This window comes from Mesorhizobium sp. CA7 (genome assembly GCF_020165015.1).
Classification (GTDB): Bacteria; Pseudomonadota; Alphaproteobacteria; order Rhizobiales; family Rhizobiaceae; genus Mesorhizobium.
This window is the reverse complement of the sequence record NZ_JAIUHH010000004.1, coordinates 56,570-74,401: the sequence shown is the minus strand read 5'-3', so window position 1 is coordinate 74,401 and position 17,832 is coordinate 56,570. Positions and strand designations below refer to the sequence as shown.

General features: G+C 62.6%; 15 protein-coding genes. 6 read left to right on the top strand and 9 right to left on the bottom strand.

Translation table 11 applies throughout. From position 1 onward, the window contains the following. Positions 1-38: 38 nt before the first annotated feature. From LB552_RS10440 to LB552_RS10420, 5 genes are all read right to left on the bottom strand, one after another. Positions 39-662: a class I SAM-dependent methyltransferase gene (locus LB552_RS10440; protein ID WP_224604963.1), complete on the bottom strand. Its 624-nt coding sequence runs from the start codon at positions 660-662 to the stop codon at positions 39-41. Between the two features lie 355 nt (positions 663-1,017). Continuing rightward, positions 1,018-1,398, bottom strand: coding sequence for a hypothetical protein (locus tag LB552_RS10435; protein WP_224604959.1), 381 nt, complete (start codon positions 1,396-1,398; stop codon positions 1,018-1,020). After that, entirely contained in the window at positions 1,388-2,338 is a 951-nt protein-coding gene (locus LB552_RS10430) for a WxcM-like domain-containing protein (RefSeq protein WP_224604957.1), read from the bottom strand. The genes LB552_RS10435 and LB552_RS10430 overlap by 11 nt, the downstream gene beginning before the upstream one ends. Next, complete coding sequence (locus LB552_RS10425; RefSeq protein ID WP_224604954.1) at positions 2,335-3,273, bottom strand: glycosyltransferase family 2 protein; 939 nt, start codon at positions 3,271-3,273, stop codon at positions 2,335-2,337. Before LB552_RS10425 ends, LB552_RS10430 begins: the two co-directional genes overlap by 4 nt. Then, positions 3,270-4,400, bottom strand: coding sequence for a DegT/DnrJ/EryC1/StrS family aminotransferase (locus tag LB552_RS10420; protein ID WP_224604941.1), 1,131 nt, complete (start codon positions 4,398-4,400; stop codon positions 3,270-3,272). The genes LB552_RS10425 and LB552_RS10420 overlap by 4 nt, the downstream gene beginning before the upstream one ends. A 571-nt stretch (positions 4,401-4,971) precedes the next feature. Here LB552_RS10420 and LB552_RS10415 point away from each other — a divergent pair. The 3 genes from LB552_RS10415 to LB552_RS10405 all read left to right on the top strand — a co-directional run bounded on the left by LB552_RS10415 (position 4,972) and on the right by LB552_RS10405 (position 8,550). Further along, positions 4,972-7,005: a UDP-N-acetylglucosamine 4,6-dehydratase gene (locus LB552_RS10415; RefSeq protein WP_224604926.1), complete on the top strand. Its 2,034-nt coding sequence runs from the start codon at positions 4,972-4,974 to the stop codon at positions 7,003-7,005. A 93-nt stretch (positions 7,006-7,098) separates the two neighbouring features. Continuing rightward, positions 7,099-8,010 carry a glycosyltransferase family 2 protein gene (locus LB552_RS10410; protein WP_318012027.1) on the top strand — a complete coding sequence of 304 codons (912 nt, stop codon included), beginning with the start codon at positions 7,099-7,101 and terminating at the stop codon, positions 8,008-8,010. A 3-nt stretch (positions 8,011-8,013) separates the two neighbouring features. Further along, positions 8,014-8,550: a sugar transferase gene (locus LB552_RS10405; RefSeq protein ID WP_224604923.1), complete on the top strand. Its 537-nt coding sequence runs from the start codon at positions 8,014-8,016 to the stop codon at positions 8,548-8,550. A gap of 13 nt (positions 8,551-8,563) precedes the next feature. Here LB552_RS10405 and LB552_RS10400 read toward each other — a convergent pair whose 3' ends face one another. Both LB552_RS10400 and LB552_RS10395 read right to left on the bottom strand, forming a co-directional pair. Beyond that, entirely contained in the window at positions 8,564-9,508 is a 945-nt protein-coding gene (locus tag LB552_RS10400) for an NAD-dependent epimerase/dehydratase family protein (RefSeq protein ID WP_224604921.1), read from the bottom strand. Then, on the bottom strand, positions 9,505-10,797 hold the full coding sequence (locus LB552_RS10395) for an O-antigen ligase family protein (protein ID WP_224604920.1): 1,293 nt from the start codon (positions 10,795-10,797) through the stop codon (positions 9,505-9,507). Before LB552_RS10395 ends, LB552_RS10400 begins: the two co-directional genes overlap by 4 nt. Before the next feature lie 441 nt (positions 10,798-11,238). On the opposite strand from LB552_RS10395, the gene cysD reads away from it, so the two are divergent. The 3 genes from cysD to cysQ are packed head-to-tail and all read left to right on the top strand — an operon-like array spanning position 11,239 to position 14,871. After that, on the top strand, positions 11,239-12,144 hold the full coding sequence (gene cysD / locus LB552_RS10390) for a sulfate adenylyltransferase subunit CysD (protein WP_224707448.1): 906 nt from the start codon (positions 11,239-11,241) through the stop codon (positions 12,142-12,144). 2 nt (positions 12,145-12,146) lie between these two features. Further along, positions 12,147-14,084 (top strand): sulfate adenylyltransferase subunit CysN, encoded by a 1,938-nt coding sequence (gene cysN / locus LB552_RS10385; RefSeq protein WP_224604918.1) that lies wholly within the window; start codon positions 12,147-12,149, stop codon positions 14,082-14,084. 7 nt (positions 14,085-14,091) lie between these two features. Then, positions 14,092-14,871, top strand: coding sequence for a 3'(2'),5'-bisphosphate nucleotidase CysQ (gene cysQ, locus LB552_RS10380; RefSeq protein WP_224526676.1), 780 nt, complete (start codon positions 14,092-14,094; stop codon positions 14,869-14,871). A gap of 117 nt (positions 14,872-14,988) precedes the next feature. Here cysQ and LB552_RS10375 read toward each other — a convergent pair whose 3' ends face one another. Both LB552_RS10375 and LB552_RS10370 read right to left on the bottom strand, forming a co-directional pair. Next, on the bottom strand, positions 14,989-15,285 hold the full coding sequence (locus tag LB552_RS10375; protein ID WP_224604916.1) for a DUF982 domain-containing protein: 297 nt from the start codon (positions 15,283-15,285) through the stop codon (positions 14,989-14,991). A gap of 200 nt (positions 15,286-15,485) precedes the next feature. After that, positions 15,486-17,654 carry an amylo-alpha-1,6-glucosidase gene (locus LB552_RS10370; RefSeq protein WP_224604912.1) on the bottom strand — a complete coding sequence of 723 codons (2,169 nt, stop codon included), beginning with the start codon at positions 17,652-17,654 and terminating at the stop codon, positions 15,486-15,488. Between the last annotated feature and the right edge of the window lie 178 nt (positions 17,655-17,832).

Genomic DNA, 17,832 nt, shown 5'->3' with positions numbered 1-17,832 from the left:
AAATTACGGACAGTAGAGTGCATCGCGCACACCAGACGTCATGGCGTGCGCGTTACAATATAGACTTGCCCTCCCGAGCGGAGCTTGACGGATTCAATGTTGCCTTGGCTCTCCAACTTCCTACAGTTGACTGTTTTCCGAACAAAGGCGTCTGAATACCGTCGGTGCAGAAACTGAACGTTGCCAATCGTTTCGTAATTTTCCACTACCTCCTGACTCTCGCTCGGCCAAGTGGTAAAGATGCACGTTTTGCGTGAAACGCGAAGCAATTCCGCCACGAACTGTTCTATTTCGGGAATATGCCCGAGCACCTCAAAGCACAGAACTACGTCGAATTCCCGATCTTCGAATAGAAGGCCGTAGCCGTCCCCGAAATGAAATTCGCCTTTGGGAAAACTTTTTCTCGCTATATTCAACATTTTTAAAGACGAGTCGACGCCCATATATCTGGAGCCAGTAGGTAGAAGTCCTATCAGTTTTTGATAGATAAGACCTGACCCGCAACCGACTTCCAAAATCGACGGTGCTGTAGCAGGGACGTGACCCAATACTATATCCACAAGCTCTTGGCGATGAGCGTTTTCAATTGGGGACTTCTGCCAGATTGAATGAATCTCATTTGCGATTTCACCAACATCCCAGTTTTCCCAGTCTCGGCTCACTGATAACTTCCTCTGATTCAAGAGTCGGGTCGGCAATTCGCAACAGCATGCATCTAGACAGTAATCTGGGAGACATCAGGGCGGTGGCCCCTTAGTAGGTAACCGATGGACGCAGCAGTCTTCACTTTGACGTGAACATTAAAGGCGGCAGTCGGGCGACAGGGTTGAGGATTTGCAATCCAGAGTGGCGGCGGACGATGTTTTGTCCGGCGCCGTTCTGATAGCATGTCCCCCTGCGAACTCCGACCGAGGATGCGGCGCGCCATGATCGTGCGCTTCTCCCGCACGGCCCAGCCTGCCGAATACGCCGGCATCATGGCCACCGAGACCGCCGCCCGGATCGAGGAGGGGCGTGTCAGTATCGTCTGCGCAGTATCCATCGAGAAACCAGGAAATTGAGCATCGTCGTGACGACAAGCGTTGCAAAGAACGCCGCCGCTCGGCTTTGCAGCGCTCGCTCGAGAAAATGAAGGGTCGCCAACCCGGCTACAAACACCCCGACGACCGAGCCGCCGACCGCCAGCCGGTCCGTCAAGCCGGTGCGCCCGCCGGGAAAGACGCGGTCCGGATAGAACACCATCACGAATGCGAGGCCCGCCAGCCAGGCAATGGTGTAGGACATGCCCGACGACAGCATCGTCAGGCCGGCAAAGTAGACTGCACTCGTCAGCGCGGTGTTCAGTCCTCCCGCCGCAAGAAAACGGATCGCATCCGAGCCTATCCGGTCAGCGGTCATCCGGCCCGACCGTCGCGAGGAAATCCGAATAGTCCCTGATATAATCGCTTGCGTCATACGGATGCGAGGCCATGACGAGCAAGACCGTGTCCGGCTGGAACTTATACTGGATGCCCCATACGCCGGGCGGCAGATAGAGCCCGACCGAGGGATCCGCCAGCGACACTTCCTTTCTGTCGTGGCCGTCATCGACGACCACCGACAGGCGGCCATGGGTGGCAATCAGGAACTGGTGGCACTGGCGGTGCGCATGCTCGCCCCTGACCTTGTCGGAACGGACGCCGTAAACGAGAAACGAGCGCAAAGGCTTGAAGGGCAGGTTCTGTCCGAACTCGAGCGGGGCCAGCTCGCCGCGCAGGTCGCTGAAGTGCGGCAGCCGCCAGAGCTCACATCCGCCGACGCCCAGCGCCATCCTGTCGCCCGCGGCGCCGGGGGCCGCTTGCGTCATCACAGGCTCGACCTGCGGGCCGGTCTGATAGCCGATGATGACGGCCGGATTTCCAACGACCACGGCGTTTGCCGGCACGTTCTTGGTCACCACGGCGCCGGCGCCGATCATCGCCTGGCGGCCGATCGTTATGCCCGGCAGGATCGTTGCGTTGGCGCCGATCGACGCGCCGTCCTCGACGACCGTCTGGAGAAACTGCTCCGGATAGTGTTTCGAACGCGGGAAGCGGTCGTTGGTGAAGGTCGCATTCGGACCGACGAACACGCGATTGCCCAGCCGAACGCCATCCCATAGCTGAACGCCGCTTTTTATCGTGACGTCATCTCCGACGCTCACGTCATTTTCGATGAAGACATGATCGCAGATGTTGCAGTTCGCGCCGATCACGGCGCCTGGGAGGACATGAGCAAACGCCCATATGCGCGTTCCATTGCCGACGCGCGTGCTTTCGCAGATACCGCGGTCATGAACAAAGAATGGTTTGTCGTTCATGCGGACGTCCCGTCGACGATACGGCTTATTATCCGCAATGGGCGCGATTTGGTGTTTTCGACCGCCCGCCAAAGATAACAGCCAAGGATGCCTTGCACCGCGAGGATCGCTGATCCAAACCCCACGATCAGCAGCACCAGCGTCGTGTACCCGGCCGGATCGATCTTGCCCAGCAAGCGGGCGACGACGGTGATCACGGCAAACACAAGGCTGAGCACGCAGCCCGCAATGCCTACCCAGAGTATGAAAACGATCGGAAAATCGGAAAACGAGAAGATCGAATCCATCATATATCTGAGCCTGCGCCCAATGCCCCAGGCACTCTTCCCATGCTCCCGCTCGCGCCGCCGGTAGGGCACGAACTCCCGCCTGAACCCGACCCAGAACAGCTGAACCACAAGCGAGCTGTTTGGCTCCTCGATTGACAGGATCGCATCGAGCGCCTGGCGGTTGCAGGCAAATATATCCACGCCGCCGCTCGGCATGCTGGGCAAGATCAGCCTGCGGTAAACGCTCCAGAAGGCCCGGGACAGGAAACGTGTCAGAAGGGGATCGTCGCGGCCGGTTCTGCGGCCAAACACGACATCGGCCGTGTCCTTTTCCAGCATCGAAAAGAATTCGACAATGAGCTCGGGCGGTTCCTGGAGGTCGGCAGCCATCGCGGCCACATGTTTGCCGGATGCATGCTCGAGCCCCGTCCGAATGGCCGTGAAGGAGCCAAAATTCCGGCTGTGGAAGATGATCTTGTATCTGTAGCTGGCGTCCTTCAAGGCCCTGACCAGCAGGCCGCCCGACTGGTCGGGCGATCCATCGATGACGAAGACAAACTCGATGTCGCCCTCATAGATGGCGTCGAATTTGGCGACGGCCTGCAACAGGGAAGGGATGTTCGGCTCATTGCGGTAAATGGGAAAAACAAGAGAGCGCGCAGTCACATTGCCTCCCAGTCGCTGAGGGCCCCGCACACTTGCTCGACCTCATCATTCGTCATGTCCGGATAGCACGGGACGGAACAGAGACGACTGATGCTTGCCCTGGAGATCGCGAGATTTTCGGTCCCTTTCATGGGCAGGGCAGCCCAACCAACCTGATCGCAATCGAGCACGGGATAGTGGACATCGGTATCGACCCCGCGCTCCTTCATGAAGGTGCGGAATGCGTCCCGGTCGTCACATAGCAGGACCGCGAGGTGTGCGACGGCGCCGTTGCCGCCGTCGAGGAATTTGAGCCGGCGTCCAGTGACGGCCCTAAATCGGCTAACGATGCTGCGGCGTTGTTCGTTGCGGCTGTTCAAGTCCGGAAGCAGCACATCCAAAATCGCGGCCTGGACCTCGTCCATGCGAGAGTTGCGCCCTCCCGGCAGGGCCACATGATATTTGGAACTCCAGCCATACTGATGAAGCTGACGAACGCGGTCCGCCAGTCTTGGGTTGGAGGTGAGGACTGCGCCGCCGTCACCCATCGCGCCGAGATTTTTGGTCGGATAGAAGCTGAAAGTGGCGATATCCCCAAGTGATCCAGCCGTTTCACCTCTGATGCGAGCACCATGTGCCTGGGCGCAATCCTCGATGATCGGTATGTGCGACATGCCGGCATCGGCAAGTCCTGCCCGGATAGCGGGTACATCGACCACGCCGCCGTAAAGATGGGTAGCGACAATCGCAGCCGTGTCGGTGCTCACCGCATCCAGCACCGACTGGACGCTTGCAAGTTGGCTGGCTGGTTCGATATCGACGTAGTGTGGAATAAGGTCGTTGTGCCAGCACGCGCAACTGGCATATCCCCCGGCATTCGCCGCCACGATCACCTCGCGTCCATGCGGATCGCCAAGCCCGACGATAGAGCGTAAGGCGAGTTCAAGGGCGTCCGTTCCGTTTGCGACGAGGATGCAATCCGAGGCTCCTGCAAACGTCGCAAAGTTCGCTGCGAATCGCTTTCCTGCCGCGCCATTGAGCCACCATCCGGACCGCAGCGTGCTTGCTACTTCGCGCGCGATTTCAACCTCATAGCGCTGGTACAGACGCTTAAGGTCATTCATCGGAACGGCATTCGGCTTCGTCATCAACAACTCAACAGCGTGTCTTCTTCGTTCCGGCGTATTTGCCCCGCAAACATCCGGAAATTCAGATGATTCTGACATGACTCAGTTAAGAATACTTGCATCGCGGAGACAGCGGAAAGCCGGAACCACCAGGCACAACTGTTGAGATTCCGGCTCGGTCGCGACAGGCTGGCGTCATTTTGTGGGACGCTGCGAGCCTAGGGGCTGGCCAAACCGCTTCCGCAGACCTGATCGGCACCGCCGTCAGCGACTCCACTCGGCCGCTCGCCGAGCTCGCTGAAGCCAAAGATGGAAGCCGGATCGTCACATCGTGACATTTATTAGCTTTCCCTGTTAGGTATCTGACAGTTTCTCTGAACGACTGGCAATCCAGCCTGAGTTATTGCGGCTTCAAGTCAAATCATCCGCACAATCGAATATCGCCCAAAAAACCTCTAGCCCTCCCGCCCTCTCCGCGCTAAGGCGGTAACCGGGTGACGGGTCGGGGAATTGCAATCTGAAGTGGCGGTGGGCGATGTTTTGTCCGCGGCCGTTCTGATAGTATCACCGCGCCTGGAGTCAGTACTGCCCAATGACCGCATACGTAGAAGCCGTATCGGAACTCCGACCGAGGATGCGGCGCGCCATCATCATGGTCCAGGATCTCGTCATGGTCCTGGTCGCGGTGGCGCTTAGTCTCATCCTGTCGCAGTCGCGGCTTTCCTTCGACGCGTTCTCCGTCGGCGGGCTGGCCTGCTGGGCGCTCATCGTGCTCATCGCCCATCTGCTGTTCCGATCCAGCGGCCTCTACAACACCGTCTGGCGCTTTGCCTCCACGCCCGACTTCTTCAACATCCTCAAGGGCTGCGGCAGCCTGACGGTGGTGCTCTATCTGGCCTCGCTGGCCTTCCGCTTCTTCTTCCAGCCGGTCGCCGGCCTCAACGAGCGCCAGTTCATCGTCTTCTTCCTGGTCTCCTTCACCATCATCTCGGCGCCCAGGCTCTATTATCGCTTCCTGCGCGACGGCGCGAGCTGGCGCATCCTGCGCCGCGCCGCCGGCGATGCCTCGACCAAGCAGGCGCTGTTCATCGGCCGGCTGGGCGAGGCGGATCTGATCGTGCGCTTCACCCGCACGGCGCAGCCCGCCGAATACGCCATCGCCGGCATCATGGCCACCGAGAGCGCGGCGCCGCTCGGCACGCGGATCCAGGGCGTTCCGGTCGTGGCGCTGCGACCGCGCCTGGTCGAGGTGCTGGAAGACTATGTCAAAGGCACGCAAAGCCTCGACCTCCTGATCTTCGGCCAGGGGGTCGAGCGCGAGATCGAAGACTATGCCGAGCTGGTGCGCGTCGCCCGCCACAGCGGCATCGCCGTCGTCCAGTTTGCCGGCCTGTCGGAACTGGGGCAGGGCGGCAAGCTGGTTCTCGATGCCGTCGAGATGGAAACCATCATGCGCCGTTCGGCGGTCGCCACCGATACCACGCGCATCGGCGCCTTCGTCGGCGGCAAGCGCGTGATGGTCACCGGCGGCGCCGGCTCCATCGGCCGCGTGCTCGTCAAGCGCGCGCTGGAGCTGGGCGCCGAGGCGGTGCTGGTGGCCGACAATTCCGAGTTCGGCATTTTCCAGCTCGATCAGCAGACCGATGACGCCGACCGCGACCGGCTGACCAGCCGCATCGTCGACGTCGCCGACCGGCCTCACATGAGGCGCCTCGTCAGCGAGTTCAAACCCGCGATCATCTTTCATGCCGCGGCGCTGAAGCATGTGCCGCTGCTCGAGGAGAACTGGGAAGCGGCGATCGAGACCAATGTCTTCGGCACGCTCGCCTGCGCCGAAATCGCCGCCGAATGCGGGGTGCCGCAGTTCCTGCTGATTTCCAGCGACAAGGCCGTCGACCCGACCTCGGTGCTGGGCGTCACCAAGCGCGCGGCCGAACAGATCGTGTCCTCGCTGCATGAGGCCCAGGCGGCCTCGCCGCCGCCGCGTGCCGGCGCGGCGAACGGCCATGCCGGCCCCGTTGATCTGCGTCATTCGGGCACGAAATTCATCGCCGTGCGCTTCGGCAACGTCTTCGGCTCCAACGGCTCGGTGGCGACCGTCTTCCAGGCGCAGATCGAGGCCGGCGGGCCGGTCACCATCACCGACCGGCGCATGACCCGCTATTTCATGACCATGGCCGAGGCCGTCGACCTCGTCATTATGTCGGCCGCCGATGCCGAGCAGCGCCAGGGCAAGGACGACTACGCCATCTACATGCTCGACATGGGCAAGCCGGTGCCGATCCTCGAAGTCGCCGAAACCATGATCCGCATGGCCGGCAAAAGCCCCTACACCGATATTCCTATCCGCTTCACCGGCATCAGGCCAGGCGAGAAGCTGCACGAGACGCTGCACGCCGAGAACGAGGAGGTGGTCAAGCTCGACACCGCCAAGATCTTCGGCCTCAGGACCGGCGTCGTCGAATGGCCGAGGATCGAGGCGGCCCTGCCGGCGCTGGCGGCCGCGATGCAAGCTCGCGACAAGACCGCGGCACTTGCCATCCTGGCCGGGCTCTATCGGGCGGAAGAAGACATGGGCGGCGTGCGCGAAGAGGCGGTGCCGAAAGCGGCCGGGCAGGTCGGTTAAAACTTTGCCGCGGGCCCGCAATTAGATATTGAAAACCTTTCAAGCACCTCGCGGGCAAGTGATTCCAAAGCCGTGACCAGAAAAGATCAGCGCGTGGCCGTTCTCATGGGCACGAAGGATGGCGCGGCCTATATCGGCGAACAATTGGAATCCTTGGCTACGCAATCCTGGCCGCTCGTCGATCTCTGGGTTTCCGACGACGGCTCGTCGGACGCCACGGCCGCGATCGTCGAGGCGTGGCGATCGCGCTGGACCAAGGGGTCGCTGACACTTTTGCAGGGCCCGCGAAGGGGCTTCGCCGCCAATTTCCGCTCCATGATCCTCGATCCGCGCATCGATGCCGACTGCTACGCCTTTTGCGACCAGGACGATGTCTGGGAGCCGGATCGGCTGGAGGCCGCCATCCGCTGGATGGAGGGAGAGGACATGGAAACGCCGCTCCTGTTCTGCTCGCGCACGGCGACTATCTCTGAGGCTGGCGTTCCGGCCGGCTACTCGCCGCTCTTCCGGCGCCCGCCGTCCTTCCGCAACGCGCTGGTGCAAAGCATCGCCGGCGGCAACACCATGCTCTTCAACCGCAAGGCGCGCGACCTTCTAGCAAAAGCGTCGGCCAGAACCGAATTCGTCAGCCATGACTGGTGGGCCTATCTCATCGTCACCGCCGCCGGCGGCAAAGTCCGCTACGAGCCGCGGCCGCTGGTCAGATACCGCCAGCACGCGGCAAACCTCGTCGGCGCCAACGTTTCATGGAAAGCGAGGTTTTCAAGGCTGGGCCGTCTGTTCAAGGGCCAGTTCGCCACCTGGACGGACACCAATCTGCGCGGCCTAGCCGTCAACCGCGACCTCATCGCGCGCGATGCAGCGCTTTGCCTTCGCCTGTTCATCAGGGCACGCAAGGGCAATATCCTCAGGCGCTTCGGCCTGCTCGGCAAAAGCGGTGTCTACCGGCAGACATTCATGGGCACGGTCGGGCTCTATGTCGCTTTCCTCTGGCGCCGGATCTGAGCCATGACGGCAAAGCGCGCGCTCGACCTGGCGGTCGCCGTTCCGATGCTGGCGCTGGCGTCGCCGGTCCTGCTTGTCGCGATGCTGGCGATCCGGGCGACGTCGACCGGCCCCGCCATCTTCTCGCAGATCCGCGTCGGCCGGGGAGGAGCCCTCTTCGCCTGCCACAAGCTGCGCACCATGTATCGGGAAACCCCTTCCTTGCCCACCCACGAGGCGCCGTCCGGTTCGGTCACCGCGGTCGGCAAGGTTCTGCGCGCAACCAAGATCGACGAACTGCCGCAACTCTGGAACGTGCTGAAGGGTGAGATGAGCCTTGTCGGCCCTCGTCCATGCCTGCCGACGCAGGCGGAACTGATCGAACGGCGCAAGGAACTGGGCGTGCTGGCAGCACTTCCAGGCATCACAGGGCTGGCGCAGGTCAAGGGCATCGACATGTCCGATCCAAGACTTTGCGCTGAAACCGACGCGGCTTACATCAAGGCCGCCTCGACCGGCCTGGACCTCAAGATATTGCTGGGCACGTTCTTCCGCACATAGAGCGGTTCACCGCTCACGGAAGTGGCGAACGGCTCCTCTGTCGCGCCAGTTCTTCAAGCCGGCCGAGTGTGTCGGCCTCCCGTTCCCAGCCTTCCGACGCAAGCAACGACGAATCGCAGACCTGCGTCGCCACCAGAGCTTGCCACGCGGCCCGTCTGCCGCTGAGCGTGGCCAGCATTCGGAACGGCCAGGCCGGCACGGGAAGGAGCCGGGCCGGCCGGCCATATCCGCGCCGGAACGCGGTGGCGATTTCGGACACCGCAACCGGCGAAGCATCGCCCAGCACATAAATTGGGAGCGGTGCCGTGGGACGGCTCAAAAGATGCATCACGGCGCCGGCCACGGCGTCATGCGAGAGGAGCGAACGAACCGCAGTCAGAGCGGCTGTCGGCAGCGGCAGGCCGGTGGCGGCCAACCGCATCAGCCCGCGCAGATTTCCGTTCATGCCTTCGCCATAGACCGGCGCCAACCGCAGCGCCGTCGCGCCGGCGCGTCCGGCCGTTGCAAAAGCCTCCAGCATTGCGATCTCGCCTTCGCGCTTGGAGCGCCCGTAGGCGCATTGCGGGGCAGGGGGCGTGGCCTCGTCGATCGTGCCGCTGAACCCTGCGCCCACCACGGCGCGAATCGAGGAGAGATAGACGAAGCGCCCGTCGATACGCGTGGCGGCGGCCTGGGCGAGCCGTCCGGTCAGCGTCGCGTTGACGGCTCGCAAGTCGGCCGCGCCGGCGCTGCGGTCATTATTGAGCGCCGCGCAGTGGACGACATGCGTCACGTCACGCATCAGGGTCAGAAAGGCCTCCTGCGGTGCATCGGTAGCGGGCAGCGCGACGGCATCGCCCTCGCCTGCCAGCCGCTGCGGCAGGCGCGATGCGATCCGTATGTCGAATCCGGCCTCGCCCAACCGGCTGACGATCCGGCGTCCAATGAAGCCCGTCGCGCCGGTAACCAGGACCTTCATGGTTGCGGGCTGGCGCCCGGCGCCATGGTGGGCGCGCTTTTTCCGGTCGGTTCTATCGTCCGTCCGGAAGCGAGGTAGGTTCCCGAGATCAGGAACACCATCAGCGTCGCGTCGAGGATATCGTGGCCGACCAGGATTCCGGCCATTCCGCCGGTGAGATAGGTGATGACGGCGACAAGGATCATCGTCGCGCCGAACCTCTCCACCGGATCGGCGCTGCGGCGCAGCGTCCGTGCCGCATTCCGTGCGGCAACGACGAAGATCGACGCCAGGGCCAATGCTCCCAGCAGGCCGGCCTCGACCAGCGCCGTCAGGAAGCCGTTGTGGAAATGGCTGAAACCCTGCTGTAGGCCGAACTGGTCCTGCAAGCCGTGCTTCATCAGCGCCCGGCTCGCCGAGATGCCGTGGCCGAAAATCGGCATCTCGCGAAACGCGGCAAAACCGATTTCCCACATCGCTACGCGCAAGCCGAGCGCGGTCGAATGGTCGCCATTGACATTCAGCGCATCCCAGTCGCTGACCAGGAAATCGGCCCGGTCCAGGATGACGCGAGAGCCGATGGCGGCAATCACAAGGGCGACCACGACGCCGATCGCCACGAAGCGCGCCACGCTGGCACCGGTGAACCGGCGGCGGTTGATGAGGAGCACGACGATGCCGGCAATCGGCACGGCTACCCAGATCATGCGCGATCCCGAATAGACGATCGCCAGGGCTCCGGCTATCGCTGCCAGGACCAGCAGCTTCCAGCGTTTCTCGATGCCTGACAGGGCGCCGGCAAGGCATGTCATGGCGGCAAGGCACGTGACGGTAGCGAAGACGATCGGATTGCCGGCGCCGCCCTCCGCCCTCACACCGAGCCGGTGGGACTGGAACACGGCCATCGCCAGCGCGCCGAAGCAGGCCGCGGTGCTGGCCAGAATGGCGATGCGTGCCAGCGCGGTCTTCTCGGTGATGCTCCACGTCGAATAGGAGAGGGGGAAAAGCAGGAAGGTGATCAACGGCAGTAAGAACCGCAAATCAGCAGCCAGCGTGCCGTTGACGATCGAAGCGAGAACCATCGCCGCGCAATAGGCATAGATCGCCGCCGTGACGGCGAGCATCGGCCGGTCGATATTGAAGCGTCGCCGCTTCGCGGCCACCAGCATCGCCGACCACACGCCACCGGCATTGAAGGCGATGCTGACCAGCGATCCAAGCACCGGCGGCGAAAAAAAGCAGACGATCGAGAAATAGATGTTGATCTGTGCGGGCGTGAGGTGGCGCCGGAGCGTTGTAGACGGGTTCAAATGCTTCGCTTCGCAATTCCAGGTTGCGCCCGGATCCATCGAGCCAGCCAAAGGCCGCCTCGCCGGTCTCCGTTTGCCGCGCCTTGCCCGTACCCCGGGCCCATATAGCGGCTGGCGCCGATCCGCGATAGTGCGGTCGACAATGTTGCGACAGTAATCCCCGGTCCGGCGAGTTCCGGAATTGTCTGGGAGCCACGGCTTTTCCCGCTAAGCGTTTTCGATGGCTCCGGCAGGATTTTCCGCTTTGCCGGGCGTGTTTGGAAAATTCGTTCTCCAATCACCGCGCGCCGTGCGGGTCTTGCATTGTTATCGGCGGCGCCGATCTGTTAGAACGCCCGCACGAAACAGTTTGTCCGAAGTGAAATCTGCGCCTGGGCGGCATCGGATTGCCCCTGCGATGCAAGATTCCGCCCGACGGCACGAGAGAACGCTCGACGCTCCATGAATATCGCGCTCACGCATCTGCAGCGGCTCGAGGCCGAATCCATCCACATCTTCCGCGAGGTCGCGGCGTCTTTCTCCAAGCCGGTGATGCTCTATTCGGTCGGCAAGGATTCTTCCGTGCTGATGCATCTGGCGATGAAGGCCTTTTATCCGGCCAAGCCGCCTTTCCCGTTCCTGCATGTCGACACCACCTGGAAATTCCGCGAGATGATCGCCTTTCGCGATCAGATGGCGCAGAAGCTAGGCTTCGACCTTTTGGTCCACGTCAACGAGGACGGCGTGCGCGACGGCATCAATCCGTTCGACCATGGTTCCAACACCCACACCCATGTCATGAAGACGGTGGCGCTGCGCCAGGCGCTCGACAAATATGGCTTCGACGCCGCTTTCGGCGGTGCCCGCCGCGACGAGGAGAAGTCGCGCGCCAAGGAGCGCATCTTTTCCTTCCGCAACGCCCAGCACGCCTGGGACCCGAAGAACCAGCGGCCGGAAATGTGGAAGATCTTCAACACCCGCATCGCGCCGGGCGAATCGATCCGCGTCTTTCCGCTGTCCAACTGGACTGAGCTCGATATCTGGCAGTACATCCTGCAGGAGAACATCCCGATCGTGCCGCTCTATTTCGCCAAGGAGCGGCCGGTTGTCGAGCGCGACGGCATGCTCATCATGAAGGATGACGACCGCATGCAACTGCATCCCGGCGAGGCGGTCGAGAACCGCCTGGTGCGCTTCCGCACGCTGGGCTGCTATCCGCTGACCGGCGCGATCGAGTCGGATGCCGACACGCTGGAAGCCATCGTCGGCGAGATGTTGACCGCACGCACCTCCGAGCGCCAGGGCCGCCTTATCGACCGCGACGAGGCCGGCTCCATGGAAAAGAAGAAGCGCGAAGGGTATTTCTGATAATGCGCCACATGATGGCCAAGAGCCTCGCCCCGGCCGATTCGATCCGCGACTACATGGCCGCGCAGGAGAAGAAGTCGCTGCTGCGCTTCCTCACCTGCGGCTCGGTCGACGACGGCAAGTCGACGCTGATCGGCCGGCTGCTCTCCGACACCAAGCAGATATTCGAGGACCAGCTCGCCGCGCTCGAAAAGGATTCGCGCAAGCACGGCACCACCGGCGACGACATCGACTTCGCGCTGCTGGTCGACGGGCTGGAGGCTGAGCGCGAGCAAGGCATCACCATCGATGTCGCCTATCGCTTCTTCGCCACGCCGAAGCGCAAGTTCATCGTCGCCGACACGCCCGGCCACGAGCAGTACACGCGCAACATGGCGACGGGCGCCTCGACCGCCGATCTCGCGATCGTGCTGATCGACGCGCGCCAGGGCGTGCTTCGCCAGACCCGGCGCCACTCCATCATCGCCTCGCTGCTCGGCATCCGGCATATCGTGCTTGCGGTCAACAAGATCGACCTCGTCGGCTCCGACAAGACGGTGTTCGACCGGATCGTCGCCGACTACGGCGAATTCGCCAAGGAACTGGGCTTCATGAGCGTCGCGCCGATCCCGATGTCGGCGCGCTTTGGCGACAACGTCACCAGCCGCTCGGAGCGCACGCCCTGGTATTCCGGGCCGTCGCTGATCGAGCATCTGGAAACCGTGTCTGTCGACGAGGCCGCCGTCGAGCTGCCGTTTCGCTTCCCCGTCCAGTATGTGAACCGTCCGAACCTCGATTTCCGCGGCTTTGCCGGCACCATCGCCTCGGGCACCGTCTCTGAAGGAGACGAGGTCGTCGTCGCGAAATCCGGCAAGGCATCCCGGGTCAAGCGCATCGTCGCGCAAGGCGGCGACCTCGAGCAGGCGGTCGCTGGCCAGGCGATCACGCTCGTCCTCGAGGACGAAGTGGAGGTGTCGCGCGGTAATATGCTGGTGTCGCCGGCCGCGCGTCCGCAGGTCGCCGACCAGTTCGCCGCCAACATCGTCTGGTTCGACGAGCAGGCGCTGCTGCCCGGCCGCTCCTACATCCTGCGCACCGAAACCGACCAGGTGAGCGCGACAGTCACCGACCTGAAATACCGGGTCAACGTCAACGATTTCGCGCATGAGGCGGCGAAGTCGCTCGACATCAACGAGGTGGGCGTCTGCAACCTGTCGACCCGCGCGCCGATCGCTTTCGATCCCTTCGCCGAGAATCGCACCACCGGCGCCTTCATCCTGATCGACCGCATCACCAACGCCACCGTCGGCGCCGGTATGATCCTGCATTCGCTGCGCCGTGCCGAAAACATCCACTGGCAGTCGCTCGACGTCGGCAAGCGCGGCCGCTCCGACCTGAAGAACCAGCGCCCGGCCGTGTTCTGGTTCACCGGGCTCTCCGGCTCAGGCAAGTCGACCATCGCCAATCTGTTCGAGAAGAAGCTGTTCGCGTCCGGCCGCCACACCTACATCCTCGACGGCGACAATGTCCGCCACGGCCTCAACCGCGATCTCGGCTTCACCGACGCCGACCGCGTGGAAAACATCCGCCGCGTCGCCGAGGTGGCCAAGCTGATGGCCGATGCCGGCTTGATCGTCATCGTCTCCTTCATCTCGCCCTTCAGCGCCGAACGGCGCATGGCACGCGAGCTGATGGCCGAGGGCGAGTTCGTCGAGGTGTTCGTCGACACCCCGTTCGAGGAATGCGCCCGCCGCGATCCGAAGGGCCTTTACGCGCGCGCTCTGAGCGGCGAGATCAAGAATTTCACCGGCGTGGATTCTCCTTATGAGGCGCCGGAGAACCCGGAAATACACCTGAAGACTCTGGGCAGGAGCCCGCAGGAGATGGCGGAAGCCTTGGAACACTGGCTGACCGAGCGCGACATTGCCGAGGAGCAGTATGACAATGGCGGCGGTATCTGACGAGGCGATGCTCGGCGTCTTCGAGCGCCTGGCGCTCGAGGCCGGGCGCGTGGTGATGCGCGTCTTCCACGAAGGCTGCGCCGTCGACAGCAAGGCCGATTCTTCGCCGGTAACGGAAGCCGACCGCGAAAGCGAGAAGATCATCCTGGCCGGCCTGCGCGCCGCCTATCCGGACATCCCCTGCGTGGCCGAGGAGGAGGTCGCAGCGGGAATTGCAACGCCCGATCTCGACGGCGCCTTCTTCCTGATCGATCCGCTCGACGGCACCAAGGAATTCGTCAACCGCCGCACCGATTTCACCGTCAACATCGCGCTGGTCCGCCACGGCGTTCCGGAAGTCGGCGTCGTTTTCGCGCCGTGCACGGGACGCTTTTTCTCCGGGCGACCCGGCAAGGCCGAGGCGCTGGAGGTCGATGCCGACTATCGCATCGCCGGCCGCCGGCCGATCACGGTGCGGGCAGGGGGCACGCCGCTCGCGGTCGTGGCAAGCCGCTCGCACAACACGCCGGAAACCGAGGAATTCATCCGCGATCTCGGCGCCGCGGAGATCGTCTCGATCGGCTCGTCATTGAAATTCTGCCTGCTCGCTGCGGCGGAAGCCGACGTCTATCCGCGCTTCGGCCGCACCATGGAATGGGACACGGCCGCCGGCGACGCAGTGCTGCGCGCCGCCGGTGGCATGACGCGCACGCTGGACGGCCAGCCGCTCGTCTACGGCAAGCGCAACCAGGCCAGCGACGGCGATTTCGCCAATCCGCATTTCATTGCGCGAGGGAAGGGCGCGTAGCCTCGCCGCTTGAGGGGGGAGGGCCGGCAGGTCAGAAGGGGATCGGCGCCCAGGTTTGCGTTTCGCTCCGGCGCGATTCGTCGCAAGCTGCGCCTGACGAGGAGGCCTTTCGCACCCTCACAAGAGGTCTGCGTTGCTGATCTTTGGCCCAGTCATCCACGGCGGTGCTGTGGGCACGTCCTCGATGACGCCAACCTTGCGGGCCCAAGTCGTAAAGGCCTTGTGCGCGGCCTCGACTGGTTTCCGACCGTCATAGGCCGAGTAGCACGCCTCGCAGGCCGCCGCGTGAAGCAGGCCACGTCTCTCCACCGGCCATTCTTCCAAAAACTCAATGGCATCCATCACGCAGTCGATCTTTTGGATGTAGCCATTCTCCCCTACGAAAACTGGCTGCTTGAAAGCATCACTTTCCATAGTGACCTCCCTTCAACAACTGACCCCGTTGGTCGTTTCTGCAGATGCACCGCTAAATTCGAACACCTGCACGACCGGCTGGAGACAAGAGAAAAGATTGGAAGCAGCTCTTTTCAGTTCAAGGGGAGCCTGCAAGACGTCGCCAGCAGCACCTGGATGCCACAGTGAGCATCGAATGGCAGGCCCTACTGTCCCGGTCACTAAGAGCGAACGACCAGCGGCACAAGGCCCTCGTGCCGTTCGCCGAGATAGCAGACGACCCGGTCACCGACGCGCTGGAAATTGAGGTCGACCTTCACCTCGCCCACAGTTAAGTGCCGGATGACGATGTTGTCGATGCCTATCGGCAACCGTGGGCGTTCGACATTGATCTCGCGCTTCCAACCATCGATGCGGATCCCCAAGCAGGCCTGCAGCATCATAAACGCGGAACCGGCCGACCATGCCTGCGGCAGACAGGCGACGGGATAGGCGATCGGCGCATCCCCGATCGCCCGCGTAAAGCCGCAGAACAGCTCCGGAAGCCGCATATTGAACCGGACCGCCGCCTCGAACATGCTGCTCATAAGCTTCACGACGCTGGTGCGCTCCTGGTAGCGGGCTAGGCCGGCGGCACAGATCGCCGTGTCATGCGGCCAGATCGAGCCGTTATGATAAGACATCGGATTGAACGGAATCTCATCGTCGGCCAAGGTGCGAACGCCCCAACCGCTGTGCAGATGCCCCGACAGCAACTGCTCGGCAATTGATTTCGCCCGTTCTGCCGAAGGCAGCCCAACATAGAGCAGGTGACCCGCGTTGGAGGCGCGCACCGCGCATTGCCTGCCTTCTCCATCGATTGCCAAAGCGTAGAAATTGCGGTCCGGCATCCAGAACCGGGCCTCCACTGCGCTGCGTATTTTTTCTGCCATGGCGCTCCAGTGCGCCGCCTTTGCGGCGTCTCCGCGTTTGGCTGCCAAGGCGGCCATGCCTTGATAGGCTGCGAAGACGTAGCCTTGCACCTCGACCAGTGCGATCGGACCGCGAGGTATTTTGCCGTCGGCATGGAAGATAGCGTCGGCGCTGTCCTTCCAGCCCTGGTTGAAGAGACCCGTGTCCGCCGCCCTATTATAGGTCACGAAACCGTCGCTGTTGCGGGCACCGACTTCCTCCATCCACGCGATTGCTGCGCACAGCGAATCCCACATGCGATCGACGAACTCGTCATCGCCCGTGCGATCGGCGTAGGACCAAGCCAGGTAGACATAGAGCGGAGTGGTGTCGACGCCGCCATAATAGCGGCCGAACGGCAGCTCGCGCAGTATAGCCATTTCCCCTTTGCGCGTTTCATGCATGATCTTGCCGGGCTCGGCATCGTCGAACACAGAGGTCTCCGTCGATTGATAGCGGCCAAGGAACGCCAGCACGCCGCGGGCAAGCCCGGGGTTGAGCCACAGCATTTGCAAGGCGGAAATGACGCCGTCGCGGCCGAAGGCAGTCGAAAACCAGGGAATACCGGCGTACGGATATGGCCCGGTCTCCAGATCGGTGGTCAGCAGGGCGATGTCGGCACGTGTGCGCGTGAGCCAGTCATTGAACACGCGGCCGGAGCTGAAAACAGTGGCGCCCTGTCGACGCTTTGAGCGCATTGCAAATCGCGCTCGCGCCGCGGCGGCGCGGAACCGATCACTGGACGGGATTTCTTCGTTCTGACCGACTTCCAGATACAGCGCCTTTTTGTCGTGCCTCCCCACCAGAATGAGAAACTCTGCATGATGGGGATGGATCTGGTCGGGCCTCATCGAAAACGCGATGACGGATTGGCGCGCCACATTATCGAGGCCCTCGTAGCAAAATGTCACGCCTGACTCGCCGACCAAGGCGTCATGTGCGCGACCGCGCCGGCTGCGCGTAGTGCCGCGCACCTCGAACATGTCACGGAAATCGGCATCGAAGTCGAACCGGACCGGCAGCAACACCTCACGCGCGGAGTAATTCGTGAAAGTGACTCGCTCGTACATGCGGTCGTGCCAGATGAATCTGGTCCGCTCGATGTGCACGACCCCAGGCAGCGTTTCACTGCCGTCGGGCCCGATGGTAGCCAAATTTGTGAGATTGGCGGTGAATAGGATGTTGTCCTGCGACAGCGACGCTCCGAGCAGCGACGGCATGCGGCCGCCTATGAACAGCCGGAAACGCGACAGCACTCGCGTATCATCGCGGAAAAGCCCGTCGCCGCTGCCGCGTATGTCGCCATAGCTGTCCGCGACGACGAAGCAGTCCTCATGCTTCAGCGCAAATTGCCTATGCGGCTCGCGCGGGGCCGATTCATCGAGTGCGGGGAGAGCGACCGCTGGATTAAGCTTGCGTTCTTCGACTTCGATGCTCATCTCATCCCTCCTGTTCAGACGGCCGATGCAGGCGCTCATCCCATATGCCTGCGCCCGACCATGCTGCGATGCCTATGATCCCGAGAGCGTCATTGAAATCTTGGCGGATATTCGGCAAAGCTTCCGCTGTTCGAGTCCGATCGAATGCGGCGGGCGATTCTAACCGCCAACTCGTCTC

What these genes read in the sequence shown, in the direction of transcription:
- LB552_RS10435 (WP_224604959.1), bottom strand. Translation starts at nt 1,398, where the DNA reads ATGACCGCTGACCGGATAGGCTCGGATGCGATCCGTTTTCTTGCGGCG.
- LB552_RS10430 (WP_224604957.1), bottom strand. Translation starts at nt 2,338, where the DNA reads ATGAACGACAAACCATTCTTTGTTCATGACCGCGGTATCTGCGAAAGC.
- LB552_RS10420 (WP_224604941.1), bottom strand. Translation starts at nt 4,400, where the DNA reads ATGACGAAGCCGAATGCCGTTCCGATGAATGACCTTAAGCGTCTGTAC.
- LB552_RS10415 (WP_224604926.1), top strand. Translation starts at nt 4,972, where the DNA reads ATGACCGCATACGTAGAAGCCGTATCGGAACTCCGACCGAGGATGCGG.
- LB552_RS10405 (WP_224604923.1), top strand. Translation starts at nt 8,014, where the DNA reads ATGACGGCAAAGCGCGCGCTCGACCTGGCGGTCGCCGTTCCGATGCTG.
- LB552_RS10400 (WP_224604921.1), bottom strand. Translation starts at nt 9,508, where the DNA reads ATGAAGGTCCTGGTTACCGGCGCGACGGGCTTCATTGGACGCCGGATC.
- cysD (WP_224707448.1), top strand. Translation starts at nt 11,239, where the DNA reads ATGAATATCGCGCTCACGCATCTGCAGCGGCTCGAGGCCGAATCCATC.
- cysN (WP_224604918.1), top strand. Translation starts at nt 12,147, where the DNA reads ATGCGCCACATGATGGCCAAGAGCCTCGCCCCGGCCGATTCGATCCGC.
- cysQ (WP_224526676.1), top strand. Translation starts at nt 14,092, where the DNA reads ATGCTCGGCGTCTTCGAGCGCCTGGCGCTCGAGGCCGGGCGCGTGGTG.
- LB552_RS10375 (WP_224604916.1), bottom strand. Translation starts at nt 15,285, where the DNA reads ATGGAAAGTGATGCTTTCAAGCAGCCAGTTTTCGTAGGGGAGAATGGC.
- LB552_RS10370 (WP_224604912.1), bottom strand. Translation starts at nt 17,654, where the DNA reads ATGAGCATCGAAGTCGAAGAACGCAAGCTTAATCCAGCGGTCGCTCTC.